Annotated in this window: 23 protein-coding genes and 2 pseudogenes; 12 read left to right on the forward strand and 13 right to left on the reverse strand. The window is 70.3% G+C overall.

Annotated elements, in window-relative coordinates; translation table 11 throughout:
- The first annotated feature begins 5 nt into the window (after positions 1-5).
- Together P2Q00_RS06475 and P2Q00_RS06480 are read left to right on the forward strand one after the other, a co-directional pair.
- Complete coding sequence (locus tag P2Q00_RS06475; RefSeq protein ID WP_275770409.1) at positions 6-2,435, forward strand: SCO5717 family growth-regulating ATPase; 2,430 nt, start codon at positions 6-8, stop codon at positions 2,433-2,435.
- The gene (locus P2Q00_RS06480; RefSeq protein ID WP_275770410.1) at positions 2,432-3,682 is read left to right on the forward strand and encodes a lipase family protein; all 1,251 of its coding nucleotides are present in this window, start codon (positions 2,432-2,434) and stop codon (positions 3,680-3,682) included. Before P2Q00_RS06475 ends, P2Q00_RS06480 begins: the two co-directional genes overlap by 4 nt.
- On the opposite strand, the gene P2Q00_RS06485 is transcribed toward P2Q00_RS06480, so the two are convergent.
- Together P2Q00_RS06485 and P2Q00_RS06490 are read right to left on the reverse strand one after the other, a co-directional pair.
- Positions 3,669-5,237: a glycosyl hydrolase 53 family protein gene (locus P2Q00_RS06485; protein WP_275770413.1), complete on the reverse strand. Its 1,569-nt coding sequence runs from the start codon at positions 5,235-5,237 to the stop codon at positions 3,669-3,671. The genes P2Q00_RS06480 and P2Q00_RS06485 overlap by 14 nt on opposite strands.
- Positions 5,238-5,369: 132 nt before the next feature.
- Complete coding sequence (locus P2Q00_RS06490) at positions 5,370-7,391, reverse strand: beta-galactosidase (RefSeq protein ID WP_275770414.1); 2,022 nt, start codon at positions 7,389-7,391, stop codon at positions 5,370-5,372.
- Positions 7,392-7,620: 229 nt separating this feature from the next.
- On the opposite strand from P2Q00_RS06490, the gene P2Q00_RS06495 reads away from it, so the two are divergent.
- From P2Q00_RS06495 to P2Q00_RS06530, 8 genes are all read left to right on the forward strand, one after another.
- A complete protein-coding gene (locus tag P2Q00_RS06495) occupies positions 7,621-8,940 on the forward strand; it encodes an ABC transporter substrate-binding protein (RefSeq protein ID WP_275770416.1) in 1,320 nt (439 codons plus the stop codon).
- Entirely contained in the window at positions 8,937-9,860 is a 924-nt protein-coding gene (locus P2Q00_RS06500; RefSeq protein ID WP_275770417.1) for a carbohydrate ABC transporter permease, read from the forward strand. The genes P2Q00_RS06495 and P2Q00_RS06500 overlap by 4 nt, the downstream gene beginning before the upstream one ends.
- On the forward strand, positions 9,857-10,762 hold the full coding sequence (locus P2Q00_RS06505) for a carbohydrate ABC transporter permease (protein WP_275770418.1): 906 nt from the start codon (positions 9,857-9,859) through the stop codon (positions 10,760-10,762). The genes P2Q00_RS06500 and P2Q00_RS06505 overlap by 4 nt, the downstream gene beginning before the upstream one ends.
- Positions 10,759-11,790 carry a LacI family DNA-binding transcriptional regulator gene (locus P2Q00_RS06510; RefSeq protein ID WP_275770419.1) on the forward strand — a complete coding sequence of 344 codons (1,032 nt, stop codon included), beginning with the start codon at positions 10,759-10,761 and terminating at the stop codon, positions 11,788-11,790. Before P2Q00_RS06505 ends, P2Q00_RS06510 begins: the two co-directional genes overlap by 4 nt.
- Before the next feature lie 198 nt (positions 11,791-11,988).
- Positions 11,989-12,339: a VOC family protein gene (locus P2Q00_RS06515; RefSeq protein WP_275770420.1), complete on the forward strand. Its 351-nt coding sequence runs from the start codon at positions 11,989-11,991 to the stop codon at positions 12,337-12,339.
- A gap of 73 nt (positions 12,340-12,412) precedes the next feature.
- The gene (locus P2Q00_RS06520) at positions 12,413-12,832 is read left to right on the forward strand and encodes a MarR family winged helix-turn-helix transcriptional regulator (protein ID WP_275770421.1); all 420 of its coding nucleotides are present in this window, start codon (positions 12,413-12,415) and stop codon (positions 12,830-12,832) included.
- A gap of 51 nt (positions 12,833-12,883) precedes the next feature.
- Positions 12,884-13,309 carry a hypothetical protein gene (locus tag P2Q00_RS06525; RefSeq protein ID WP_275770422.1) on the forward strand — a complete coding sequence of 142 codons (426 nt, stop codon included), beginning with the start codon at positions 12,884-12,886 and terminating at the stop codon, positions 13,307-13,309.
- Positions 13,310-13,403: 94 nt separating this feature from the next.
- The gene (locus P2Q00_RS06530) at positions 13,404-14,108 is read left to right on the forward strand and encodes a haloacid dehalogenase type II (RefSeq protein WP_275770423.1); all 705 of its coding nucleotides are present in this window, start codon (positions 13,404-13,406) and stop codon (positions 14,106-14,108) included.
- 35 nt (positions 14,109-14,143) lie between these two features.
- Here the strand turns inward: P2Q00_RS06530 and P2Q00_RS06535 are convergent, their stop codons facing one another.
- The gene (locus P2Q00_RS06535) at positions 14,144-14,740 is read right to left on the reverse strand and encodes a TetR/AcrR family transcriptional regulator (protein WP_275770424.1); all 597 of its coding nucleotides are present in this window, start codon (positions 14,738-14,740) and stop codon (positions 14,144-14,146) included.
- Between the two features lie 100 nt (positions 14,741-14,840).
- On the opposite strand from P2Q00_RS06535, the gene P2Q00_RS06540 reads away from it, so the two are divergent.
- Positions 14,841-15,758, forward strand: a complete 918-nt coding sequence (locus P2Q00_RS06540; protein ID WP_275770426.1) for an oxidoreductase — start codon at positions 14,841-14,843, stop codon at positions 15,756-15,758.
- A gap of 93 nt (positions 15,759-15,851) precedes the next feature.
- Here the strand turns inward: P2Q00_RS06540 and P2Q00_RS06545 are convergent, their stop codons facing one another.
- The 9 genes and pseudogenes from P2Q00_RS06545 to P2Q00_RS06585 form a co-directional block, all read right to left on the reverse strand.
- Positions 15,852-16,973: a hypothetical protein gene (locus P2Q00_RS06545; protein WP_275770427.1), complete on the reverse strand. Its 1,122-nt coding sequence runs from the start codon at positions 16,971-16,973 to the stop codon at positions 15,852-15,854.
- A gap of 73 nt (positions 16,974-17,046) precedes the next feature.
- Positions 17,047-17,331, reverse strand: a complete 285-nt coding sequence (locus tag P2Q00_RS06550; protein ID WP_275770758.1) for a hypothetical protein — start codon at positions 17,329-17,331, stop codon at positions 17,047-17,049.
- A gap of 87 nt (positions 17,332-17,418) precedes the next feature.
- Positions 17,419-17,580, reverse strand: a pseudogene (locus tag P2Q00_RS06555) (VOC family protein); the annotation flags it as partial.
- A 26-nt stretch (positions 17,581-17,606) separates the two neighbouring features.
- The gene (locus P2Q00_RS06560) at positions 17,607-17,924 is read right to left on the reverse strand and encodes a hypothetical protein (RefSeq protein WP_275770759.1); all 318 of its coding nucleotides are present in this window, start codon (positions 17,922-17,924) and stop codon (positions 17,607-17,609) included.
- A 206-nt stretch (positions 17,925-18,130) separates the two neighbouring features.
- Complete coding sequence (locus P2Q00_RS06565; protein ID WP_275770428.1) at positions 18,131-18,532, reverse strand: SseB family protein; 402 nt, start codon at positions 18,530-18,532, stop codon at positions 18,131-18,133.
- Positions 18,533-18,678: 146 nt separating this feature from the next.
- Positions 18,679-19,920: an acyl-CoA dehydrogenase family protein gene (locus P2Q00_RS06570; protein ID WP_275770429.1), complete on the reverse strand. Its 1,242-nt coding sequence runs from the start codon at positions 19,918-19,920 to the stop codon at positions 18,679-18,681.
- A 209-nt stretch (positions 19,921-20,129) separates the two neighbouring features.
- Positions 20,130-20,501 (reverse strand): annotated as a pseudogene (locus tag P2Q00_RS06575) (Type 1 glutamine amidotransferase-like domain-containing protein); the annotation flags it as partial.
- Between the two features lie 14 nt (positions 20,502-20,515).
- Entirely contained in the window at positions 20,516-21,064 is a 549-nt protein-coding gene (locus P2Q00_RS06580; RefSeq protein WP_275770431.1) for a cysteine hydrolase family protein, read from the reverse strand.
- The gene (locus P2Q00_RS06585) at positions 21,061-22,560 is read right to left on the reverse strand and encodes a purine-cytosine permease family protein (protein WP_275770432.1); all 1,500 of its coding nucleotides are present in this window, start codon (positions 22,558-22,560) and stop codon (positions 21,061-21,063) included. The genes P2Q00_RS06580 and P2Q00_RS06585 overlap by 4 nt, the downstream gene beginning before the upstream one ends.
- 211 nt (positions 22,561-22,771) lie before the next feature.
- On the opposite strand from P2Q00_RS06585, the gene P2Q00_RS06590 reads away from it, so the two are divergent.
- Positions 22,772-22,966 carry a hypothetical protein gene (locus P2Q00_RS06590; protein WP_275770433.1) on the forward strand — a complete coding sequence of 65 codons (195 nt, stop codon included), beginning with the start codon at positions 22,772-22,774 and terminating at the stop codon, positions 22,964-22,966.
- 17 nt (positions 22,967-22,983) lie between these two features.
- On the opposite strand, the gene gnd is transcribed toward P2Q00_RS06590, so the two are convergent.
- Complete coding sequence (gene gnd, locus P2Q00_RS06595) at positions 22,984-24,423, reverse strand: NADP-dependent phosphogluconate dehydrogenase (RefSeq protein ID WP_275770434.1); 1,440 nt, start codon at positions 24,421-24,423, stop codon at positions 22,984-22,986.
- Positions 24,424-24,571 lie beyond the last annotated feature (148 nt).

The raw sequence follows: 24,571 nt of genomic DNA on the forward strand, positions 1-24,571 counted from the left end.
AACTGATGGACGCGGAGCTGGAGAGATTGGCGGTCTGGGCCGCACGGATCCTGTTACAGGCGCCGACGGAAGGCGACAGGGCCAGGATCCTGAGCCTTCTCGAGTCCATCCCCGGGGGCGGACCGCTGGCCAGCCAGTTACGGCTGTACGAGCCGTACGAACACGAGTTGGTCGCCGATCTGCTCCGTCTCCTGGAACGGGACATGTCGTTCGCCGCGGCGCTTCGGTTGCTTGTCATCGAGAGCGGCCCACCGCCGGACGCGTCTGCCACAGACCTCACGGGCGACTTCACCATCAACTACGCGCCGCCCGCCTGGTACACGCTGAGCGCGGAGCCGACCACTCCCCCCGTGCCTCTGGACGAGGACGAGGAAGAGCGCGACGGCGGCAACGGCGACCTCGAGAGCGGCGCGACCACGCGGTTCTCGTCCCCTTGGGCTCGCGAGAGCGCGGAGGGCAGTGCGCTCGCTGAGCCCGCCGCGCCGGCGCCTCGGCCGATCCCGCAGAGCGGCCTCCCACCGCTGCCGCCGTCCTTCCCCCAGGCTCCCGACCCGGCAGCGGGGCCCGCGCAGCCGCAGCCGGTCAGCCCCGCGCCTGAGCAGCCGTATGCCGCCCAGGCGCCCCAGCCTCCGGTTCCACCCCAGCAAAACCAGCAGCCCCCGGCCGGCTACGGCTACCCCTGGCCCGGCAGCGATTCCGCCCCCGAACCCGCGGCCCCACCACCCCCGCAACAGGGCGGCTACGGCTTCCCCCCGTCCCCACCGAACGCCCCCACCTGGCCCCAGCCTGCGCAAGGCGACCTGCACGACCAGCAGCAGGCCGACCCGTATGCCGGGCCGCTCGGTTACACCGCCGCGGTGGAACTTTCGCCGGACCGGCTGTTGAGGACCACGAAGCCGAAGTCGGCGAGGTGGCGACCCGAGGCCCCCGCTGCCGGTCCGGGCGTCGGCCCCGACGCCGAAGGCGGTTCGACGGAGCCGCGGCGGCTGGTTGCGGAGCTGGCCGAGCAGACCTCGCCCGGCCGCGAGGTGCCGCTGCATGTGCAGATCGTCCGGGGCGGCGGGCGGGGTGTGCAGCTGGCCTCCTTCTTCGTCCCGCGCAAGGGTGCCCACGTCCTGATCACCATCCATGCCCCTGGTCTGGTGGCCGTCGATGAGCTGCAGCAGGAACTGCACGTCAAGCCCGGCCGGGACTCGGACGTGCTCCTCTTCCGGTTGCGGGCCGCCGCACCCGGCCTGCACCAGGTGACCGTGCGGGCCTTCCGGGGAGGCACCTTCCTCGGGGAGGTCAGGTGCCAGATGTCGGTGGAGCCCGGCGGTATCACGAGAGACGGTCCCCGGCGCCAGGCGTCATTGCCCTCCATGGCGTTCGATCCCGGGGAGGTCACGCTCCAGGTGCTGAAGGACGAGGCGGCCGGCACCTACAGCTTTCAGCTGATCAGCGAGAGGTTCTATGCACCGGAGATCTTTCGTTTCCGGGGCGGCGATCCCCGCCTGGCCACCGAGCAGCTCTACGCCGAGCTGCGCAGAGCCGCGAAGGACGCGACCCGCGGCGGCGACGCGGACGCGGAGCGTTTGCGCGGACGCCTGCGCAATCACGGCGTCCAGCTGTGGACCGCCGCGGTTCCGCAGGCCGTGCAGAGCCAGTTCTGGCACGAGGTCGACCAGGTGACGGCCTTCACCGTCCTCGGGGAGCACGACATCGTCCCCTGGGAACTGCTTTATCCGTTGAACGAAGGGCGCCAGGACCGGGGTTTTCTGGCCGAGTGGCTGCCCGTGGTGCGCCGGGTCTTCGGGCAGGACAGAGTCCGCAGTATCGGTCTGCCGGGCGCGGCGTTCGTGGTGCCGCCCGGCTCCCCCGCCGACGCCGGCGAGGAAGTGACGTCTCTGCGGGCCCGGCTGGGCGCGACGGTGGCCGACGCCGGCGTACTGACCGAGCGGGTGGCGCTGACCGCGCTGATCGAGGGCGGACATGCGGGCCTGCTCCACTTCGCCTGCCACAACGCCTTCACCGGCAGCGGCTCGTGCGTGACCATGGCCGACGGCCCCTTCGACCCCATCGACCTGGCCTCGGCGGCACAGCTGCGCACCCTGCGCCCGCATCGCCCTCTGGTGTTCTTCAACGCCTGCCGAAGCGCCGGTGAGATCGACTGGTTCGGCGAGAGCCTCGGATGGGCCCCTCAGTTCCTCAACGCAGGCGCGGGCGCGTTCGTCGGCACACTGTGGCCTGTGCGGTCACGTTCCGCCCTGCAGTTCGCCGAGGCCTTCTACGACCGGTTGATCACCCACAGGCAGCCGCTGGGCCAGGCTTCGCTCGCAGCCCGGCAGACCGTCCGCGACCTGCACGGCGGCGATCCGACCTGGCTGGCCTACGCGGTGTACGGCAGCCCCGCCGCCACTGCGCACACCACCGCATACGAGGGAGTCAGTGCGTGAAGGATCCGGTCTTCGTCGTCCACGGCGTCGCCAACCGTGACCGCGAAGAGTTCACCGCAGCCGTGTCGGTGCTCGCCGCGGCGGCCGGAGTGGACATGGTGCCGGTCCACTGGGGCGACCTGGGTGCACAGGACCGGTTCATCGACGCCGCGCTGCCCGTCCACCAAACCGGCCCGGACGGCCTGCGGGACGGCGAGGCGCCACAGCCCCTCCCGGCCGGACCCTTCACCGCGGCCCTGCTCGGCGAAACGATCGACGAGGGCCGGCAGTTGTCGCAGGTCGATGCGGCTCTGCGGGCGCAGCTGGCCGCAGCGAACGACGCAGAGGACGAGGGGCTGAGGGACGGTGCCGGCCAGGGGCTCGATCCCGATCTCGTTGTCGAGTTCGTACGGGAGGCGTGGGCCGACACCGAGTGGCTTTCCCGCACCGCCGACGCGCAGCTGCTGCGTGAGGCCGGGCGTGCGCTGGCCCATGCACTCCTGGACGAAACCACTCCGGGCTCGGACGACCCGTACGGCGGACTGCGCGGCGGGGAAGCCGACAGTGACAGCCGGCTCCGTTCTCTTGTGCGGCGGCGGCTGGACGACCTCGACCGGGTCGCGGGCGCAGCCGTCCAGGCCATGGGCGCGCGGCTGAACCACGCCGTGCGCAGCCGGTTCGGGCCCGGTACCACGCGCTTCCTGGGCGACGTGCTCGTCTACCAGCGCCACCGGGATGCCGTCCACGCGCGCGTGCGCGAGATCATCGACGAAGTGGACCCCGGTCTCGGCCGCACCCCCGCCCGTCCGGTGCGCATCGTCGCCCACAGCCTGGGCGGTGTCATCGCCGTCGACATGGCGACCGCCACCGTGCCGCTGTGGACCGAGTCCCTGGTCACGTTCGGCTCGCAGGCGGCCTTTTTCCATGTGTGCGATCCCAGAGGAGGACAACTGACTCCGTACGGGGGCAGCCTGCCCGTGGAGCTGCCGGCCTCCCTGAATCGCTGGACCAACCTCTGGGAGCCGCTGGACGTGCTGGCCTTCGCGGCCGCCAAGGTGTTCCGGCTTCATGACGGAACCGCGCCGGTTGACGTCCTCGTCGACCATCAGCCCGGCACCGGCATGTGGACCCACTCGGCGTACTGGAACCTTCCTGCTGTTGCCTCGGTCATCGGCGACGTCATGGGCCGGGATCAGCAAGAACATGGGCGAGGGCCCGGCCGCTCCCCTGCGACCGGGCCCTCGCCACACAGGTTCAGCGGTGGCTGAACCAGCTCGTGGCCGAGGTGGCCTTGTTGTCGTAGTCGAACAGGGCCTGGTTCTCCCAGCCGTTGCCGGAGGTGGAATCGGTCGGGTCCCAGCCGTTGCCGGTGACCGCGGTCCAGGTGGCCTCCCAGTAGAAGACGCCGAGGCCCTTGTTGCCCGGGACGGCCTCCACGATGTTCGCGACGGCGTTCATCCAGGCCAGCTGGCCCGCCTGGGTGGCCGGGTAGCCGGCGACCAGTTCGCCGGTGGTGTCGATCTGGTTGGTGAGCGAGTCCTTGCTGTCCAGCCGGAACGGGTAGGCCGTCTCGGCGACGAACACCGGCTTGCCGTAGCGGGAGACCACGTCGTCCAGGGTGGTCTGCGCGGCGGCCAGTGAGCCGTGCCAGTAGCCGTAGTAGGACAGGCCGATGACGTCGTAGTTGACGCCGTTGGTCTTGGCGTTGTCGAACCACGTGCGGACGGCGGCGTCGTCACCGGCGTTGGCCAGGTGCAGGGCGACCTGGGTGCCGGAGGAGACCGCCTTGACCGCGCTGTAGCCGGAGTTGAGCAGGCCCGCGAGCTGCGACCAGTTGTCCGTGGAGCCCTCGTTCCACAGCATTCCGGCGTTGATCTCGTTGCCGACCTGGACCATGTCGGCGGTGGTGCCCTGGGACTTCAGCGCGTTGAGGACGTCGTAGGTGTGGTTGTAGACGTCGGTCTTCAGCTGGCTGTAGGTGTGGCCGGACCAGGCGGCGGGCTTGCTCTGGGCACCGGGGTCGGCCCACTTGTCCGAGTAGTGGAAGTCGACCAGCAGCTTCATGCCGGCCGCCTTGATGCGCTTGGCCATGGCCAGCACGCGCGTCTTGTTGTTGTAGCCGTCGGCGGGGTTCACCCAGACCTTCAGGCGCGCATAGTTCATGCCGGCGTTCTTCAGGATGGTGACCGCGTCGCCGGTGGTGCCGGAGCTGGTCCTGTAGACGCCGCCGAGGGCCTCGCTCTTGGCGAGTGAGGAGATGTCGGCACCCTTGATGGACAAGCCGGTTGATCCGGATGCGAAGGTCAGGTCGTCAACATTGATCCAGTTGCCGGCGTTCGCGTCACTGTTGATGCTGATGGTGCACTGGTTGCCGGTCACATTGATCGACGTGACGATGCGGACCCAGCTGCTGGTGGACACCGGAAGGTCGGTCTTCTGGTCCGAACTGCCGCAGTTCTTCAGGGATATGTAGGCGGAGTTCTGCCCACCGCTGGAGCGGACCCAGGCGGTGAGCGTGTAGTTGCCGTTGGTCAGCCCCGACAGGTACTGGTACGTCTCCACCTTGTAGGCGGAGGCGGAATAGTGGGTCAGGCGGTAACTGCCGCTGTGGCCACCGGACTCGGTGAACGAGGCGGAGTTCTGGCCGGCAGCCGAGTATGTCGACCAGCCGGCCGGCGTCGCGGTGCCGGTGCCGTCGGACTCGAATCCGCCGTTGGTGAGCGTGCTTGCCGCCTGCGCGCTGGATGCGGGCAGGGCGATCAGGGCGAGCCCGGCCACCAGCGGCAGCAGCAGGGCCCTGAGGGTGCGTCTGGGATGGAACATCGTCGTCCGTCGTCCCTTCGACGTGATGGGGATGGGGGATCCCCTTTGATGGGGGTGTCCCTCCGGTGGCGCCGGAGGGAGAGCCCCTCCGCCCGCGGCTCTCGTGGCACACGCGGGCGGAGGGGAGTCGGCTCAGCCGTCGAGTCGTACGACCCGGACGGCTCCCGCGGGGACCTCGAGGCGGCCCGCGGCGCGTTCGCCGGTCAGCAGCTCGGTGCCGTGCAGCTCCAGCGGCACCTTGGCGTCCGACGCGGTGTGGTTGATCGCGAACAGGTAGCTGCCCGACTCCCCCGTGCGGCGCACCACTTCGACATCCCGGGGCAGATCGGCGCGCGGAGCGACGCGCGCATCCTCGATCGCCCAGCCCAGCAGGGCGTCGAGGCCCTCGGCGCCTAGGCGGGTGGAGACGTACCAGGCGGTGCCCTCGCCGAGGCGGTGGCGGGTGACGGCGGGCCGGTCGGCGGTCAGTCCGTCGGCGTACGTCCACACGGTCTCGGCGCCGCGCGGGACGACGAACTCCGTCCACACGTCGCCGCTCAGTTCGGAGCCGTCCGGGCCGCTGATGCGCACCGACTGGCCCTGCAGCAGCGGCGAGAACTCCTCGACGGTCAGGCCGAGCACGTCCCTGAGCGCGCCCGGGTAGGCGCCCTCGTGGACGGCGTCGTGCTCGTCGACGATGCCGGAGAAGTACGACACGACGAGGGTGCCGCCGCCCTCGACGTACTCCCTGAGGTTGTTGCCGGCCGCCTCCGTCATCAGATACAGGGCGGGCACGACGACAAGGGGATAGGCCGACAAGTCGGCTTCCGGGTGGGCGAAGTCGACCGTGAGGTGGCGGTCGTAGAGGGCTTCGTAGAAGGCGTCGGCGCGCTCACGCGGGTCGTGGTCCTCGCTGGGGCGCCATTGAAGGTTCTGCGCCCACCAGGAGTGCCAGTCCCACAGGACGGCCACGTCTGCCTCGGTGCGGGTGCCGCGGATCTGGCTCAACGAGTCGAGGGCGGCGCCCAGTTCGACTACCTCGCGCCACACCCGGGTCTGAGTGCCGCCGTGCGGGAGCATCGCCGAGTGGAACTTCTCGGCGCCGCGCCGGGACTGGCGCCACTGGAAGAACATGGCGCCGTCGGAGCCGCGGGCCACATGGGCGAGGGAGTTGCGGGCCATCTGGCCGGGGGCCTTGGCGGGGTTGCGGGGCTGCCAGTTGACGCCCGAGGTGGAGTGTTCGAGAAGCAGCCAAGGGGCGCCGCCGGCGACAGAGCGGGTGAGGTCGGCGGCCATCGCCAGGTTGACGTGGGTGCGGCGGCCGTCGGTGATCAGGTAGTGGTCGTTGGTGACGAGGTCGACCTCGCGGCCCCAGGCCCAGTAGTCGACGGAGTCGCACTGGCTGAGGGCGGTCATGAAGTTCGTCGTGACCGGGATGCCCGGCGAGAGGCGGTGCAGAATGTCCCGCTCCGCCATGAAGTTCTCGCGCATGGTGGCGTCGGCGAAGCGCTTGTAGTCCAGTGCCTGGGCCGGGTTGACGGCCGTCGGGGTGGCGCGCGGCGGGTTGATCTGCTCGAAGTCCGTGTAGCGCTGGCCCCAGAAGGCCGTGCCCCAGGCCTCGTTGACGCCTTCGATCGTCTCGTACGCCGTCTGCAGCCAGCGGCGGAAGTGGGCGGCGCAGGAGTCGCAGTAGCAGGCCGAGACGGGGACGCCGTACTCGTTGTGCACATGCCACAACGCGAGGGCCGGGTGGTTGCCGTAGCGCTCGGCGAGGCGGGTGGTGATGCCGGCGGCGGCCGCGCGGTAGTCGGCGTTGCTGTGACAGATGGCGGCGCGGGAGCCGAACTCGTGGCGCACGCCCTCGGGGGTCACGGGGAGGGCCTCGGGGTGGGCCCGGTAGAACCAGATCGGCGGGCACACGGTGGGGGTGCCCAGGTCGGCGCGTATGCCGTTCTCGTGCAGCAGGTCGAGCAGGCGGTCCAGCCAGCCGAAGTCGTACACCCCGGGAAAGGGCTCCAGCAGCGCCCAGGAGAAGATTCCGACACTCACCATCGTGACGCCGGCCTCCCGCATCAGCCGGACGTCCTCCTGCCAGACGCTTTCCGGCCACTGCTCGGGGTTGTAGTCCCCACCGAAGGCGAGCCTGGTGAGGCCCCTGGGGTTGGTCTCCGGCATGGATCTCTCCCGTTTTATCGATCATTTGGGAACGTGCACACACGGCGGCGGCGGTGCGAGCCCAACATAACCGCACAGCAACAACCATTGACAAGTGTCCAGGATGTTTCTCTACTGTGAACGCTCACAGAGAGCGTCACAGGTCCTCGCGACGGGCGGGGATCCGGCTCCTGTGATTCGCATGGCAGGTTTCCGCACCAGGCGGGAACCCAGGTCAGGGGAGAGATCCATGCCCAACACGAAGCGCACCCGCCTCGTGGCATCCACCATCGCCGTCGCCCTCGGCGCCACCGCCCTCGCCGCCTGCGGCTCGTCCGACAGCGACAGCAAGACCGAGTCCGGTCCGGTCTCGCTGACGTACTGGACCTGGACGCCCGGCATGGACAAGGTCGTGGACCTGTGGAACAAGGGTCCGGGCAAGAAGGACCAGATCACGGTCACGGTGAAGAAGCAGGCGTCCGGCGACACGCTGGTCACCAAGATCCTCACCGCGCACAAGGCGAAGAAGGCGCCGGACCTGGTGCAGGCCGAGTACCAGGCGCTGCCGACGCTGGTCAGCAATGACGCGCTGGCCGACATAGCGAAGGACGTCGGCGACGCCAAGAGCAAGTTCGCCGAGGGCGTGTGGCAGCAGACGACGCTGGGCACGGACGCGGTCTACGCGGTGCCGCAGGACATCGGCCCGATGATGTTCTACTACCGCCAGGATCTCTTCAAGAAGTACGGCCTGACGGTCCCCACGACCTGGGAGCAGTTCGCCCAGACCGCCCGCGCGCTGAAGAAGAAGGCCCCGGACAAGGACCTGACCACCTTCTCCGCCAACGACTCCGGCCTCTTCGCGGGCCTCGCCCAGCAGGCCGGCGCCAAGTGGTGGACGACCTCCGGCGACAAGTGGAAGGTCGGCATCAACGACGCGGCCACCAAGAAGGTCGCCGACTTCTGGGGCGGCCTGGTCAAGGAGGGCGCCATCGACAACCAGCCGATGTACACCCCGTCCTGGAACAAGGCGCTCAACACCGGCAAGCAGATCGCCTGGGTCTCCGCCGTCTGGGCGCCGGGCACGCTCACCACGGCCGCACCCGACACCAAGGGCAAGTGGGCCATGGCCCCGCTCCCCCAGTGGTCCGCGGGCCAGAGCGTCACCGGCAGTTGGGGCGGCTCCTCCACCGCCGTCACCACCGACTCCGCGCACCAGGCCGCCGCCGCCAAGTTCGCCGCCTGGCTGAACACCGACGGCGGAGCGCTGCAGGCGCTGGCCAAGGACAGCGGCATCTACCCGGCCGCCACCAACGCCCAGACCAGCGGCGCCTTCACCCAGCCTCCGGCCTACTTCTCCAACCAGTCGGACTTCTACACCAAGGCCGCCGCGATCGCGAAGACCACCGCGCCCTCGGCCTGGGGCCCGAACGTGAACGTCGCCTACGCGACCTTCAACGACGCCTTCGGGGCCGCCGCGAAGAACAAGTCGGACTTCGCCGCCGCCCTGGACAAGATGCAGGCGGACACGGTGGCCGACCTCAAGAAGCAGGGCTTCGGGGTCTCCCAGTGACCACTGCACGCCGGAGGTCGTACGGGGTCAAGGGGGCCCCGTACGCCTTCCTTCTCCCCGCAACGATCCTCTTCGCCCTGTTCTTCGCGCTGCCCATCGGCTACGCCGTCTATCTCAGCTTCCGCAAGGTGCACGTCTCCGGCCTCGGCCTGGGCTCCGGCGCCCGCAAGGAGGTCTGGGCCGGTCTGGAGAACTACACCGGCGCACTCACCGACAGCGAACTGGCCCACGGGGCGCTGCGCGTCCTCGGCTACGGCTGCATCGTCGTCCCGGTGATGCTCGGCCTCGCCCTGCTGTTCGCGCTGATGCTCGACTCCGACAAGGTCCGCTTCACCCCCTTCACCCGGCTCGCGATCTTCCTGCCGTACGCCATCCCGGGTGTGGTGGCGGCGCTGATGTGGGGCTTCCTGTACCTCCCCGATGTCAGCCCCTTCTATTACGTGCTCGAAAAGCTGCACATGCCGCAGCCCGACCTTCTCGACGGCGGTCCGCTCTATCTCGCGATGTCGAACATCGCGGTCTGGGGCGGCACCGGCTTCAACATGATCGTCATCTACACCTCGCTGCGGTCGATCCCGGCCGAGGTGTACGAAGCGGCGAAGCTGGACGGGGCCACCCCGCTGCAGATCGCCCTGAAGATCAAGATCCCGATGGTGGCGCCCTCGCTGGTGCTGACGTTCTTCTTCTCGATCATCGCAACGCTCCAGGTGTTCAACGAGCCGATGACGCTCAAGCCGCTCACCAACTCCCTGCCGCTGACGTGGAGTCCGCTGATGAACGTGTACCAGGACGCGTTCCGCAAGGGGGACATCTACCAGGCGGCCGCCGAGGCCGTGATCATCGCCGTGGCCACGCTGGTCCTGTCCTTCGGGTTCCTGCGGGCCGCGAACCGTCGCCAGAAGCAGGAGGCAGCACGATGAGTTCTCTTGCCGTCCAGAAGGCCCCGTCGGCGGCCGGCACGACCGGTGCCGCCCAGGGCCGGCCCCCACTGCGCCGCCGTATCGCACTCGTCCCGACGCTGACATTGGTGATCGGCGCGATCTACACACTGCTGCCGGTGGCGTGGGTGGTCATCGCGTCCACCAAGTCCGGGCACGAGCTGTTCTCCACGTTCACGTTCCTGCCCGGCACCGGCTTCGCCGACAACCTCAAGGACCTCAACGCCTACCGCGACGGCGTGTACTGGAAGTGGATGGGCAATTCCGCCCTCTACGCGGGTCTCGGCGCCCTGCTGTCGACATGTGTATCGGCGTTCAGCGGCTACGCGCTCGCGATGTACCGCTTCCGAGGCCGCGAGGCGATGTTCAACATCCTGCTCGCGGGCGTCCTGATGCCCCCGATCATCCTCGCCGTCCCGCAGTACCTGCTGCTGGCGAAGGCGGACCTCACGGACTCCTATCTGTCCGTGCTGCTGCCGCAGATCCTCTCGCCGTACGGCGTCTACCTCGCGCGGATCTACGCGTCCGCGGCCGTACCCGCCGACGTGGTGGAGGCCGGGCGGATGGACGGGGCGAGCGAGTGGCGGATCTTCACCCGGGTCGCGTTGCCGATGATGATCCCCGGACTGGTGACCGTCTTCCTGTTCCAGTTCGTGGCCGTGTGGAACAACTTCCTGCTGCCGTACATCATGCTCAGCGACGACGAGAAGTTCCCGATCACGCTGGGTCTGTACACGCTCCTGGAACAGGGCGCCAACACGCCGGCGCTGTACACCCTGGTGATCACAGGTGCGTTCCTCGCGGTGATCCCGCTGATCGCTCTGTTCCTGGTCATCCAGCGCTTCTGGAGCCTCGATCTGCTGTCCGGGGCCGTAAAGTCATGACCATGAGCAACACGGGGGGCCGACGCAGACCGCCGACGATCCACGACGTGGCCCGCGAGGCGGGTGTCTCACGGGGCACCGTCTCGCGGGTGCTCAACGGCGGGCACTACGTCAGCCCGGCCGCCCAGGAGGCGGTGAACGCCGCCATCCGCAGGACGGGTTACGTCGTGAACCGACACGCCCGTTCGCTGATCACCGGGCGTTCGGATTCCGTCGGCTTCCTGCTGACGGAGCCTCAGGAGCGGTTCTTCGAGGACCCCAACTTCAACGTCCTGCTGAGCGCCTGCACCCAGGCGCTGGCCGCGCACGACATCCCGCTGCTGCTGATGCTGGCGGGCACCGAGGACGAACGGCGGCGGATAACGCGGTACATCACGGCCGGGCATGTCGACGGGGTGCTGCTGGTCTCCAGCCACTCCGGGGACCCGGTCGCGGAGCAACTACGCGAGGCGGGGGTGCCCCTCGTCCAGTGCGGCAAGCCCATGGGGCTCGGCTCCAAGGTGAGCTATGTGGCCGCGGACGACCGGGACGGCGCCCGTGACATGGTGCGCCATCTGCTGTCGCGGGGCCGCCGCCGGATCGGCATGGTGAGCGGCCCACTGGACACCCCGGGCGGTGTCGACCGCCTCGCCGGCTACAAGGAAGTGCTCACGGAAGCGGGCATCGAGATCGACGAGCGGCTCGTCGTCTCCGGCGACTACAGCCGGGCCAGCGGCGAGGCGGGCTGCGAGCGGCTGCTGGCCCAGGCCCCGGACATGGACGCCGTCTTCGTCGCCTCCGACCTGATGGCGCAGGGCGCCCTGACGGCGCTGCGCCGGGCGGGCCGCCGGGTCCCCGAGGACGTGTCCGTGGGCGGCTTCGACGACTCCATCGCGGCGACGGAGGCCACCCCCGCCCTCACCACGATCCGCCAGCCCTACGACCGCATCAGCTCCGAGATGGTACGGGTGCTGCTGGCGCAGATAGGGGGCGAGGACCCGGCGGCGGTGATTCTGCCGACGGAGCTGGTGCAGCGGGAGTCGACGTAAGGGCCCTTCGCAGGCACCCCGTCGAGGGCGCGCTGATCGGCGATCCGGCCGTCGGCGCGCCCTCGGTCTTGGCCCGGCCTGTCGCTGCACCGCCGCCGTGCAGCCGGTCAGGATCGGAGAAGCCGATTCCCCCTCCCCCGCTCTAGCGTGAAAGCACCGACGAAATCCGTCGGCCCACCCACTGCGGAGGAGCACGCCATGACCGCCGGTCTCAAGACGATCATCTACCCCGTCAAGGATCTCGCCCGGGCGAAGTCCCTGTTCAGCGCGCTGCTGGAGGTGGAGCCGTATGCGGACGCGCCGTACTACGTCGGCTTCAAGGACGCCGGGCAGGACGTCGGCCTCGACCCCAACGGACACGCGAAGGGCCTGACCGGTCCGGTGCCGTACTGGCACGTCGACGACATCCGGGGGCGGCTCGCCGCGCTGGTGGAAGCGGGTGCGGAGGTGGTGCAGGACGTCCAGGACGTCGGAAATGGCCGACTGATCGCCTCGCTCAAGGACGCCGACGGCAATCTGGTCGGGCTGCTGCAGGACCCGCCCGCCTGAGGACCGCCAAGCTGCATGCACCCGCATTCATTGCACAGTCAACGAATGGCTGATTCGGTGTTACCGTGCGGGTATGGCAGTGAACACGGCCGACGCCCGGCTCGAGGAGAAGTGGCGGGACATCCTCTCCGTGCATGCGCGCACGATGTGCGAGATCGACCGGGTCCTGCACCCGCACGGCCTGGGCGCAAGCGACTTCGAGGTGCTGGACATCCTCGCGTCCGAGGCGCCCGGCGAGGGCGACCAGTGCCGGGTGCAGAACCTGGCGGGACGGGTCCATCTCAGCCAGAGCGCACTGTCCCGGCTCATCGGCCGGCTGGAGAAGGACGGTCTGGTGGAGCGATCGGTCTGTGCGGAGGACCGGCGCGGTGTGTACGTCGCCCTGACCGGCAAGGGCCGAGGCCTGCACACCGAGGTGCTGCCGCTGCAGCGTGAGGTGCTGGCTCGGCTGCTGGGTGGGCGGGGTGCGGCCCGCGGTTCGTCCGAGGGATAGCCGCGTCGTCCGTGTCCGAGGTTCACGGATGCGGGAGGGTGTCCGGCGTCGGTGGCGAGGATGAAAACCTGGCTGGAGGGGCTGTTCGGAAAGGGACGGCCGCGCATCGCGGATGAGACCTCGCCCAAGGATGCGGTGGAGAGCGGTGCGGAGATCTCGCCCGAGGAGCGCGCGGCCCTGCTCGTCGGGATCCTCGATGCCCCCACGGCGCGCGAGGACGAGAAGTACGACGCGGCGACGGAGCTGGAGTTCTTCTCCGGCCCGCTCGTCGAAACGTGCCTGATCCGGATCGTTCGCGCCGAGGATTTCAGCAGCGTACTGGCCCAGCACTGTGCGGAGTCCCTCGGTGCGATCTGGGCCGCCACCGGCCGGGTGGACCCCGCCTTCATGACGGAGCTACGGGGCCCTGCGAAGAACGAAGTCTTCGGCATCCTCCGCATCCGCGCCTCGCACCTGCTGCCCTCTGGAGATCTATAGGGGGCGGGTTACGGGCCGGGAATGACGGCGGCTTCTGACCGCGTTCGACCAACAGCCGTCCTTGCGCCCCTGCTTCGTCCAGGAGACCTGCCCCATGGCCGTACCAGAGATCGATGCCGTCGTCCTCGACGTGCTCGGCACTCTCGTCGACGAACCCGCCGGTATCCGCGCCGGCATTCGTGCACTCGACCCCTCGCTCGACGAACCCCACATCGCGCGGCTCTTCTCGCGGTGGCAGCAGCACATCGACCGCGAGCAGCGACGCATCCTCGACGGCGTCCGGCCCTACGTCACCAGCGACACCCTCGACCGGGAGGCCGCCCGGATGGTCGCCGACGCCGCCGGAGTCGACGACCCGGCGGCCGTGGAGGCGCTGGCTCTGTCGGGCCGCCGGCTGCCGCCGTGGGCCGACACCGTGGCAGGGCTCGCCCGACTCGCCGAGCGGTTCCCGCTCATCGGACTCTCCAATGCGAGCCGGACGGCGCTGCTGGGACTCAACGCCCACGCCGGACTGCGCTGGCACCAGGCGCTGTCCGCCGAGGACGCCCGCACCTACAAGCCGGACCCTGCGGTCTACCGGCTGGCCGTCACCGTGTCCGGGCGACCGCCGCAGCGGCTGCTGATGGTCGCCGCCCACGCCTGGGACCTGCGCGGAGCGCAGGGCCTCGGCCTGCGCACCGCCTACGTCGCCCGCCCCGTCGGCGACCCGCCCACCCCCTCGGACCGGTTCGACCTGCACGCCGAGGACCTGGCCGACCTGGCCGATCAACTGGACAGGACGCAAGGTCTGTTCGGCTGAACATGCGTTGCGGCGGGGCGGGTCGAGCAGCAAACCTAGGGCGCACACCCCCGCAGAATGAACGCGATCACATCGTCCAGCCCGTGCTCGTCCGCCTCCGGGGGCAGCATGCCGGTCACCGCGAGGTCGGCGTAGCCGTGCAGGGTTGCGAAGACCGGGAGGCCGACGCGCTCCATCGGCCCCTCCCGCACGTCGCCTCGGGCCTGGCCCTCGCCGATCAGCCGGACGACCAGGTCCGACCAGTGCTGGGTGGCCTCGAGCAGCGCGTCGGACGCCCCCGGGTCGTGCTTGATCGAGTACATCAGGTCGAGCAGTTCGGCGTTGTCCCGGGCGAAACCCACATACGCACGGACCATCGCGTCGACCCGCTTCGAGAACGTCTCTCCGGCGCCGTCCTGTGACGCCGCAAGGACGCCGGTCAGGCGCTCGAAGCCGGTCAGCGCCATGGCGTCCAGCAGCGCCTGCTTGTCCTTGAAGTGGCGGCTCGGTGCGGCATGGCTGACGCCGAGGTCGCGGGCGAGTTCGCGCAGCGACAGCGCGGCGGGCCCCTTCTCCCGGAGCGTCTCCTCGGCGCGGCTCAGCAGGGCGGCGCGGAGGTCTCCGTGGTGATAGCGGCGATGGCGGGTGTGCATGGGTGTCAGTGTACCGGTCATGTTTTCGCCGCCTACATTGTTGACAGCGTCACTATTGTTGTCATTGACAGCATTGTTGGCACCGCCTACATTGGCGGGCATGACTACTGAACGCAGCAAGTGGAACGTGACCGACATCCCCGACCAGAGCGGCCGCACCGCCGTCGTGACCGGCGCCAACAGCGGGCTCGGCATCGCCACCGTCGAGGCACTGGCCGGGGCGGGTGCGCATGTGGTGCTCGCCGTGCGGGACGTGAAGCGCGGCGAGGCCGCCGCCGCGGGTGTACACGGGAGCGTGGAGGTGCGCCGGCTCGACCTCGCCGATCTCGCCTCCGTGCGCGAGTTCGCCGCCGGCTGGCGCGGCGGCCTGGATCTGCTCGTCAACAACGCGGGTGTCATGAACGTCCCGGAGTCCAGCACCAAGGACGGCTTCGAGATGCAGTTCGGCACCAATCACCTGGGGCACTTCGCTCTGACGAACCTGCTGCTGCCGCACATCACCGACCGGGTGGTGACCGTGTCGTCCGGCATGCACAAGACGCCGGGCAGCCCGCGCATCCACTTCGACAACCTCAACCTCACCGGCGAGTACGCACCCGTCACGGCGTACAGCCAGTCCAAGCTGGCCAACCTGCTCTTCACCCTCGAACTGCAGCGCCGGCTGGCCGAGTCGGGCTCGTCCGTACGTGCCCTCGCCGCCCACCCCGGTTACGCCGCCACGAACCTGCAGAGCCATGACGCAAGTGCGCTGCGGCGCGCCTTCATGTGGGCGGGGAACCGCTTCATGGCCCAGGACAGCAAGGCAGGCGCGCTGCCGACGCTGTACGCCGCCGTCCAGGACCTGCCCGGCGCGAGTTACGTCGGCCCGGACGGCCTCGGCGAGATGCGCGGCGCCCCGACTCTGGTCGGCCGCTCGGCTGCGGCCAGCGACCCGGCCACCGCCCGCCGTCTGTGGACCGTCTCCGAGGAACTGACCGGCGTCACCTTCTCGCAGTCCTCAGCGCTCACCGGGGCGTGACCGTGGGTCTCCTCATCGCCGCGGTGCTTGCTGTCGCCGTTGTCTGCCTGGTCGCCGCGGTCGCACCGGGCTGAGCCGTGACCGGCAACGGGATCAGCCGGTCTGCCCCGACGGCGGCGGCAGTTCCGGCCGGCCTTCGCCCGGTCTGCGGTCCGCCGGCCGCCGTGGTGGAACCGGGGTCGAGGCGAAGTCGCGCGGCCCGGTCCACAGGGCGGGTACCGCGTCGCAGCGGCGGCACAACTCGTAGGCGATCGCCTCGTAGTTGACCCGCCAGCCGTGGAGGTGCGGCCATGCCTGAGCGGTGGTGCGTTCGGCGTTGAAGCCGGCCGCCTCCAGCATGGCGACCGCCGCGTCGAACTCGACGTAGGTGAGCTGGATGGATGTGTCCGGGGTGGGGTCGGGGTCGTAGGGAAGGCGCAGCGCGCGGGCGATGTCGCGCAGGGCAGTGAAGCCGGCCCGCAGCACCAGGCGTGCCTCCGGCGGGGCGGTGCCCGGGGTGAGTGCGAGCTGTATGGCCGCCGCGTCCATGACGGCGACCAGGCCGACCAGCCAGTGGCGGTAGGGGCGGGGCGAGCGGAACGCCATCAGGACCGGGTACGTGGAATGGCTCTCCCCCATGTCGGAGGCCAGCCGTTCCCAGGACCGGTACAGCTCGGGCAGTGCGGTCTCGGTGTCGACCAGCCACTGCCGGGCCAGGATCTCCGGGCCCCAGGCGGGTTCGCCGGCCCGTGACTGCAGCAGGGTCACCTCCAGTTCGCGGCGGTTGTAGGCGGCGTACAGCGTGGGCAGGTAGGCGATCTGCAGGGCGATGAGGACCGGCCCGGTGGCCGCGGCGACGAAGTCGAGCGCGGACAGGCGCAGCCGGTCGCCGCTGGCGAAGCCGAGGGTGAGCAGACTGGAGCCCGCTTCCCGGAAGGAGTTGCCCCAGGTCAGCCCGGACACGGCGTGCAGCAGCAGACCGTAGCCGCACAGGGCTCCGCCGAGCCAGGTCGCCAGCATGCCGATCAGAATCAGCGGGGCGAGCCAGGTCTGCACACGGTCGATGGCCTCGTAACCGCCGCGGGGTGCGCCGAGCCGCAGCACACGGCGCAGCAGCCACCACAGCCGGAACACCAGCGCCGAGTAGAGGCCGCGCGGCACCACGAGGGTGCGCAGGACGTTGGCGAACAGGACCGCCAGCAGCAGCCCGCCGGCCACGCCGGAGATCCATTCCATGCGGCCCATTGTGGACCGCCTCCAGGCACGGCGATCGGATACGGCGATCAGGAGCAGCGACGGGGTACGACGGTCAGGGTCGCTCGCGGAGGCGGAAGACCGGGTGGTCGGCAGGGTCGGGCAGCGCGGTCAGGACCACGGAGACCGTGGGCATGCTGCCGTACTTCTCGCGGTAGGCCGCCGGCAGGGGCGGACGCTCGGCCTCGGGCACCTCCTCCGTGGTGCGCTCGTCGGTGCAGCCGCGGACGGCCAGCCGGCAGTCGGGTGAGGCGCGCAGGTTCAGGGCGCCAGGCGGTTCCCGACGTGCCGTTGCATCCAGGGCGGTTTGAGGTAGGCGCGGTCCTTCATCGGTGTCCACTCCCGATTGATCGTCCGATCGTCGGATTCCCCTGCCGCACCTTGGATCCTGCACCGTGTACGCGCCGTTCAGCAGGCCCTGTGCGCCGCCGAAATCGGGAAGCGTGACCGACCCGTCCTCGGCCGGCGGAAAGCCGGGGTTGCAGGCGATCTCCCAGGCGTGGCCGTCCGCCTCGGACCGGACGTGGTGCGCGAGGGCGATCCCGCCGAAACCCCTTGCAGGTGCGGGCTCAAGGGCGCAGTCCCGGGCGCGGGCGAGATCGGAGACTCCCAGCGTTACTGCGGCAGCACAGGTCTCACTCCTGACGCAGCAGATCCCGTACGGCGGCGAAGGCGGCCTCGGGTTGCCGGGTCGGCGCTGGGGCGAGCCAGGGCGCTCATGGGGATCGGACCGGGGGCGACCGGGCGCTCCCAGCCGGGGACGGCGTGCCAGGTCAGCGGGAGGCCGCCGACGCGGGTGCCCTCGGTGGCGGCCGCCTCGGTGACATACACCGCGACGTCGACGCTGCCGCGCTCCACGGCCTCGACGAGGCGGGCGGAGCGGTCGACCCATGCGTTGCAGCGGCGGCTGAAGGACGTGTTCAACCCGGGCAAGAGCCTCCGGCTCTCCATGAAACGGGCACTCGCTGAAATGCCACAATCCGCCGTCTTCTGCGGGTGGCCGCCACGTGCCAGGGAGCGACGCGGCGACCGCGGCAGTCGTATCGTCTGCCACGGCGACCGCGGGCGCCCGGGCATGAACGGGGTCGGCGCCGTTCATCTCCCGGGCCCGGCGCCTCCCCCGCGTCGGTCGGTGTCCGTCAGGGCCGGGCCAGCAGGGTGCGTACGCCCTCGGAGGTGAGCGTCAGCGGATGCTCGGAACCGGCGTCGATGGTGAGCGACAGATCGTCGGCGGGCCACTGCGAGGCGAGCGCGCCGAGGGGCACCAGACGGTAGTGGGAGACGAACGGCAGCAGCCCGGCCATCTCCCCTTCCGAGGTGAACACGGGCACCACCGGGTCGCCGCCCGGCTGCTCCAGAACCGGCAGGGCCACCGCGCCCGGGTCTCCGGCGTCCTCCTGGCTTGCGTCGTCGGGCACGGGAACGAGCACCTCGCTGCCGGCGAGCGTGTCCAGCGCCGCCGTGTCCTCGGTGTTCACGGCCAGCGCGTCCAGCGCCTGCCGGGCCGGTGTGGCGGTGTGGTCGTTGGCAGGTATCTCCATGGCAGATCCCCTGGTAGCGGCGGTCGTACGGCCCGTCCGGGACAAGATCGGCCCCGGGCACGGTCCTGCTCGCGTACCCGATCCGGACGAGCCCATTCATCCGTTCCCGAGGAATTCACCTCAGGTGGTCGCCTCACGTAGTCGCCTCAGGGAATCAGCGGTATGTCCTGCGAGGGCAGTCCCAGGCGGTCGCAGCCCACCCGGCGGGTCAACGGTTCCGCCATGCTCGCTCCCACATGGGTCCAGTACGTGGCCGCGTCCCGGAAGTAGCGCTGCATCCGCTCGCCGTCGCGGGCGTGCCGGGAGCCGGCGGTGCGGAAGAGGATGCCCTGCAGCACGTCCCAGGCCGCGCGCCCGGCGTTCAGGAACATCAGCGCGAGCCGGTTGTCCTCGACGACGGTGAAGGGGGCCTCTCCGGCGACGTTGCGCCGGCAGGTCTCCATCCAGTCCTGCGCGGTCTGCCGCAGCGCCGCCTCGACCATGTCGATGATGCCGAGCGCCTCGCCGAGGTGGCGCTGGTAGTCGTGCAGGTCGGCCCGGGTGCGGTCGGGTTCCAGGGTGAGGGGGCGGGCGGCGACGATCCGGGCGTACTCGTCGGCGGCGGCGTACGCGGTGCCGATCATGATGGCGGCCAGCTCGCCGTGGAAGAAGCTCGGTGCCCGCCCCGCGTACATCGCGTTGCCGTGCAGCTTCGAGCCGACGCTGCCGCCCTCGACGGGGAGGTCGAGCAGGAACGCCTCGCGCGTGAAGTGCTCGGGAATCCGGGCGTGCTCCATGTGGATGCTGTTGGAGCCGCTGCCGCGCAGGCCGAGGACGCCGTGCCAGTCGTCGAGCACGGTCCACACCGAGCGCGGCGCGACGAACAGCACGGGCGGTCCGGGCGGGTCGCCCGGTGTGGCCGGGGCGCGCAGTGTCTGGCCGACGTAGTGCGTGGAGTAGGGGGCGCCCGAGGAGTACGGCCAAGTTCCGTCGAGGACGATGTGGCCGTTTCCATCGGGTTGTGCGACGCCGACGGGTACGACGGTGGACGCGGCTCGGAAGTCGCCGTCGGCGCCGAAGATGTCGTCCTGTGCCTGCTCGTCGAAGAGTGTGGCGACCTGGAGCACATGGGCGGCGGTGAGCGAGAACGCCCACCCGGTGGAGGGGCAGCCGCGTGCGATCTCGGTGACCACGCGGTAGAAGACCGGCAGGCCGAACTCGTAGCCGCCGTAGCGCCGCGGCTGGAGGATCCGGTAGAAGCCGGACCTGAGGAAGTCGTCGTGGGTGTCCTTGGGATAGTGCGTCAACCGCTCGGTCTCCGGCTGGCGTTCGAGCAGTGCGGGCCGGAGCGCGGCGGCGCGCTCGATGATGTCGTGTTCGGTGAGGTCGGGTTCGGGAGCGGCGAGCACGGTGCCTCCTGACGGGTGGGGCCGTCGGTTTCGTGACGCGATACGAGTGATTGAACACGGCAAGTGCCTTGCGGTACCGACCGGATAAGGCCAAGGTCCGCCGCCCCGAGCCACGGCGCCTCTCACTCGATCGAGCGGCACGGCAGCGGCCGCTCGTCGACTCCGCCCCGCCCGTCCGGCTCCACCCGGTACACCCTGGCCCCCGGCACTCTGCTCACCGTCTCTTCCAGCAGCCGGTCCACACCGTGCACGCGCCATATGGCCGGCATGTTCGCCGTGTTGCCGCCGCCCACGTACACGACGTCCTGCGCCAGCAGGAACGAGCGCAGGCCTTCGTCGTCCAACTCCCTTTGGAACAAGGGCAGTACAGCAGCCTCGCAGTCCCCGCGCGACCGGAACGCGGCGAAGAATCTCTCGACATGGGCGACGGCGTCTCCGCTGGCGGTGGGCAGGAAGCAGACGCGCGGGCGTGAGGTGCGCGCATGGCTGAGCACCCAGTCGTCCAGCACACCGTCGTCGTCGAGACTGAAGCCTCCGCCGAGGAGGGCCAGTCGGCGTTGTCGCTCGGGTGGGGCAGCCACGGAAGCGCCTCCTGTCACCCCGTCTCCCCGAGCAGTTCGGCGACGGTGGTCACGTGGATCAGTGGGCGGTACAGGTCCATGATGTGCAGCGCCTTGGCGTGCGAGTCGTCGTCGGCGCCCGCGCAGGCGTCGGCGGCGACCAGTACCTCCACGCCGGCGTCGGCGGCGGCGAGCGCGGTGGACAGGACGCAGCAGTCGGTGCTGACGCCGGCCAGGATGAGGCGGCCTTCGGGGCCGAGGTGCCGGGCGAGCTCCGGGGTCCACTTGCCGAAGGTCGTGGCGTCGACGACCTGGTCTGTGTGGGGGGTGAACTCGTCGGCCAGCTCCCAGAGTTCGGCGTCCGACGGCTGGAGGGCGAAGGGCCACTGCTCGTAGTAGGCCTGCCAGGCGCCGTCCGGCTTTGCGGGCGCCAGGAAGCGGGTGAAGGCGACCCGCTCGCCGTAGGCCGGCAGCAGGCGTCGTACTCCTGCCGCGGCCTCGGCGAAGCGGGGGGCGGCCCAGGGGCTGTCGGGTTCGGCGAAGACGCGCTGCATGTCGATGACGGCGAGCAGGCCGGAGGTCATACGACCGCTCCCGCGTCCGTCGGGCTCGGCGCCTGGACCTCCTGTGCGCGGACGCGGGCGCGCCCCAGGGCCAGGGTGCCGAGGAAGGCGAGGGCGAGGGCGGCGAGGACGCCGAGGTTGGCGTAGGCCCAGGCGCCGGACTTGCCGCCGAGGCCGAAGGGGGCGAGGAGGTAGCCCTGCCAAGTGAGCCAGCCGGCGGCCGAGTTGGTGACCAGGCCCCAGCCGAGGGCGGTGGCCGCGAGGGTGAGCAGGACGGGGACGAGGGGCACGTCGCCGTAGCGGCCGGTGGGGCGGTAGAGGTCGCCTTCGTCGTAGTCGCGGCGGCGCAGGAGGAGGTCGGCGAGCATGATGCCGCACCAGGCGGCGATGGGGACGCCCAGGGTGGTGAGGAAGCCCATGAACTGGCCGAGGAAGTCGTCGGCGAAGAAGACGATGTAGATGGAGCCGGCGATCATCAGGACGCCGTCGACGAAGGCGGCCGCATAGCGCGGGATGCGGATGCCCGCCGACAGCAGGGCGAGGCCGGAGGAGTAGATGTCGAGGACGGCGCCGCCGACCAGGCCCAGCACGGCGACGACGGCGAACGGGACCAGGAACCAGGTGGGCAGGATGACGGCGAGGGCGCCGATGGGGTCGGCGGCCACGCCCACGGCGAGGTCTGTGGAGGAGCCGGCCAGCAGCAGGCCGAAGACCAGCAGGAGCAGCGGGGCCACCGAGGCACCGAAGGCCGTCCAGCCGATCACCCCGCGACTGGACGAACTGCGCGGCAGATAGCGGGAGTAGTCGGCGGCGGCGTTCACCCAGCCGAGGCCGAATCCGGTCATCATGAACACCAGCGCGCCGATGAACTGCTGGGCGGAGCCCGACGGGATCGCGCTGACGGTGCTCCAGTGGACGTGGTCGGCGACGAGGGCGACGTAGACGACGGTCAGGACGCCCGTGACGACGGTGATCACGGTCTGCAGCCGCATGATCAGGTCGAAACCCATCACGCCGCCGACGACGGTCAGCGCGCCGACCAGGACGAGCGCGACCACCTTGGTCCCGGTGCCGCCACCCCAGCCGAGCCGTCCGAACACCGTCGCGGTGGCCATGGTGGCGAGCGCGCACAGCACGGTCTCCCAGCCGACGGTGAGCACCCAGGAGATCACCGAGGGCAGGCGGTTGCCGCGCACGCCGTACGCGGCGCGGCTGAGGACCATCGTCGGGGCGGAGCCGCGCTTTCCGGCGACCGCGATGAAGCCGCACAGGAGGAACGAGAAGACGATTCCGATGACGCCGGAGATCAGCGCCTGCCAGAACGAGATCTTGAAGCCGAGCGCGAAGGCGCCGTAACTCAGCCCGAGAATGGACACGTTGGCACCGAACCAGGGCCAGAACAGGGTCCGCGGGGTGCCTTTGCGCTCGGCGTCGGCGATGACGTCGAGGCCGTGCGTCTCCACCTGGAGCTGCCGGGCCGCGGCTCTGTTGTCGGGAGTGTCCTGGGGGTCTGCCATCGTCGTCCTACCTGTCCGGGCGGGTGTTGCCCGAAGCCTTGTCGGCGCAGGTCGGGGCGTCAAGGCTGCACAGGACGGGCGCGCCGGACGCGGCTGCGCAGAAGGGCGCGATTCCGTGAACCGCAGGGGCGGCCTCGTCCGATGAAGGGGCGAACAGGCAAGATCCCGGCGCCCGTTCGGGCACCGGGACCCTCAGGAAGGAACCGGATCCATGACCGCCTATCTCGCCTTCGCCTTGTACGCCCTGGTGGTCGTGCTGTGCCTGCACGCCTTCGTGGACTGCGTCAGGACGCCGGCCGCACGGGTCCGCCACCTGCCCAAGCCGGTCTGGCTGCTGCTGATGTGGATGGCCCCGGTACTGGGCGGCATCGCCTGGCGCAACCTGGGCAAGGGGCCCGCCCGGTAAGGAACGGACCACGCCGGTCAGGTCGTCGTTTCGGGACGCCCCGGTGCCGTCCAGACGGTGTGGAAGGTGCCGGGCCGGTCGACACGCTGGTACGTGTGGGCGCCGAAGTAGTCGCGCTGGCCCTGGAGGAGGGCGGCGGGCAGGCGGTCGGCGCGCAGGGTGTCGTAGTGGGCGAGGGCGGCGGAGAAGGCGGGGACGGGGATGCCGCGGCGGGCGGCGGAGGCGATGATCTCCCGCCAGGGGACCTGCGCGTCGGTGATCTCCATGGCGAACTCCATCTCGCCGAGCAGGCTGACCAGGTCGCGGTCGAAGGCGTAGGCGGCGCGGATACGGTCGAGGAAGGAGGCGCGGATGATGCAGCCGCCGCGCCAGATCCGGGCGACGGTGCCGAGGTCGATCTTCCAGCCGTACTCGGCGGCCGCGTCCTGGATCATCTTCCAGCCCTGGTCGTAGGCGATGACCTTCGACGCGTACAGGGCGTGCTCGACCTGGGAGGTGAAGCGCTCGGCCTCGGTGCGGCTGAGCGGGGGCCGGGTGCCGCCGGGCAGGCCCGCGTAGGCGGCGCGCAGGTCGCGCTGGCCGGAGGCGGCGCGGGCGAAGGTGGCCTGGGCGATGGCGGTGACCGGGGAGGCCAGGTCCAGTGCGGTCTGCACGGTCCAGCGGCCGGTGCCCTTCTGACCCGCGGCGTCCGCGACGATGTCGACGAACGGGCCGCCGGTTTCAGGGTCGGTGTGGGCCAGCACCTCGGCGGTGATCTCGATCAGATAGGAGCCGAGCCGGCCCTCGTTCCAGCGGCGGAAGACGTCGGCGATCTCGGCCGGGGTGTAGCCGGCGACCTGGCGCAGCAGGTCGTAGGCCTCGGCGATGAGTTGCATGTCGGCGTACTCGATGCCGTTGTGGACCATCTTGACGAAGTGCCCGGCGCCGTCGCTGCCGATGTGGGCGGCGCACGGCTCGCCGCCGACCTTGGCGCTGATGGTCTCGAACATCGGGCCGAGGACGTCGTAGGCCTCCGCCGAGCCGCCGACCATGATCGACGGGCCTTCGAGGGCGCCCTCCTCGCCGCCGGAGACGCCGGTGCCGACGAAGTGGATGCCGCGTTCGCGCAGGGCGGCCTCGCGGCGGCGGGTGTCGGCGAAGTGGGCGTTGCCCCCGTCGATGATGATGTCGCCGGGTTCGAGGAGCGGGGCGAACTCGTCGATGACCGCGTCGGTGGCCTCCCCCGCCTGCACCATGATCATCAGGCGGCGGGGGCGTTCGAGAGCGGCCACGAACTCCTCGGGCGACTCGGCGGGGACGAACGTGCCCTCGTCGCCGTACACCTCGATGAGCGCGCGCGTGCGGCCCGCCGTGCGGTTGTGGACGGCGACGGTGCAGCCGTTGCGGGCGAAGTTCCGCGCCAGGTTGCGGCCCATCACGCCCAGGCCGGTCACGCCGATGGCTGCGGTTGCGTTCATGGTGTACGTCCCTCGGTCGATCCGGTGACGGTCGCGGGGCGGGCGTGCCCCATGCCCGTCAGGTACGGACGGGCGGCCGGATCGTCTCGATCGAGGTGGCGTTCACCACTCCGTCACCCCCGATCGATCAAACGAAACACCTGGGGTT

The sequence above is a fragment of the Streptomyces coacervatus genome (assembly GCF_029223485.1).
Classification (GTDB): domain Bacteria; phylum Actinomycetota; class Actinomycetes; order Streptomycetales; family Streptomycetaceae; genus Streptomyces; species Streptomyces coacervatus.

Coding starts and splice junctions, on each gene's coding strand:
- P2Q00_RS06475 (WP_275770409.1), top strand. CDS start 6: ATGGACGCGGAGCTGGAGAGATTGGCGGTCTGGGCCGCACGGATCCTG.
- P2Q00_RS06485 (WP_275770413.1), bottom strand. CDS start 5,237: ATGTTCCATCCCAGACGCACCCTCAGGGCCCTGCTGCTGCCGCTGGTG.
- P2Q00_RS06490 (WP_275770414.1), bottom strand. CDS start 7,391: ATGCCGGAGACCAACCCCAGGGGCCTCACCAGGCTCGCCTTCGGTGGG.
- P2Q00_RS06495 (WP_275770416.1), top strand. CDS start 7,621: ATGCCCAACACGAAGCGCACCCGCCTCGTGGCATCCACCATCGCCGTC.
- P2Q00_RS06505 (WP_275770418.1), top strand. CDS start 9,857: ATGAGTTCTCTTGCCGTCCAGAAGGCCCCGTCGGCGGCCGGCACGACC.
- P2Q00_RS06510 (WP_275770419.1), top strand. CDS start 10,759: ATGACCATGAGCAACACGGGGGGCCGACGCAGACCGCCGACGATCCAC.
- P2Q00_RS06515 (WP_275770420.1), top strand. CDS start 11,989: ATGACCGCCGGTCTCAAGACGATCATCTACCCCGTCAAGGATCTCGCC.
- P2Q00_RS06520 (WP_275770421.1), top strand. CDS start 12,413: ATGGCAGTGAACACGGCCGACGCCCGGCTCGAGGAGAAGTGGCGGGAC.
- P2Q00_RS06530 (WP_275770423.1), top strand. CDS start 13,404: ATGGCCGTACCAGAGATCGATGCCGTCGTCCTCGACGTGCTCGGCACT.
- P2Q00_RS06535 (WP_275770424.1), bottom strand. CDS start 14,740: ATGCACACCCGCCATCGCCGCTATCACCACGGAGACCTCCGCGCCGCC.
- P2Q00_RS06540 (WP_275770426.1), top strand. CDS start 14,841: ATGACTACTGAACGCAGCAAGTGGAACGTGACCGACATCCCCGACCAG.
- P2Q00_RS06545 (WP_275770427.1), bottom strand. CDS start 16,973: ATGGAATGGATCTCCGGCGTGGCCGGCGGGCTGCTGCTGGCGGTCCTG.
- P2Q00_RS06565 (WP_275770428.1), bottom strand. CDS start 18,532: ATGGAGATACCTGCCAACGACCACACCGCCACACCGGCCCGGCAGGCG.
- P2Q00_RS06580 (WP_275770431.1), bottom strand. CDS start 21,064: ATGACCTCCGGCCTGCTCGCCGTCATCGACATGCAGCGCGTCTTCGCC.
- P2Q00_RS06585 (WP_275770432.1), bottom strand. CDS start 22,560: ATGGCAGACCCCCAGGACACTCCCGACAACAGAGCCGCGGCCCGGCAG.
- P2Q00_RS06590 (WP_275770433.1), top strand. CDS start 22,772: ATGACCGCCTATCTCGCCTTCGCCTTGTACGCCCTGGTGGTCGTGCTG.
- gnd (WP_275770434.1), bottom strand. CDS start 24,423: ATGAACGCAACCGCAGCCATCGGCGTGACCGGCCTGGGCGTGATGGGC.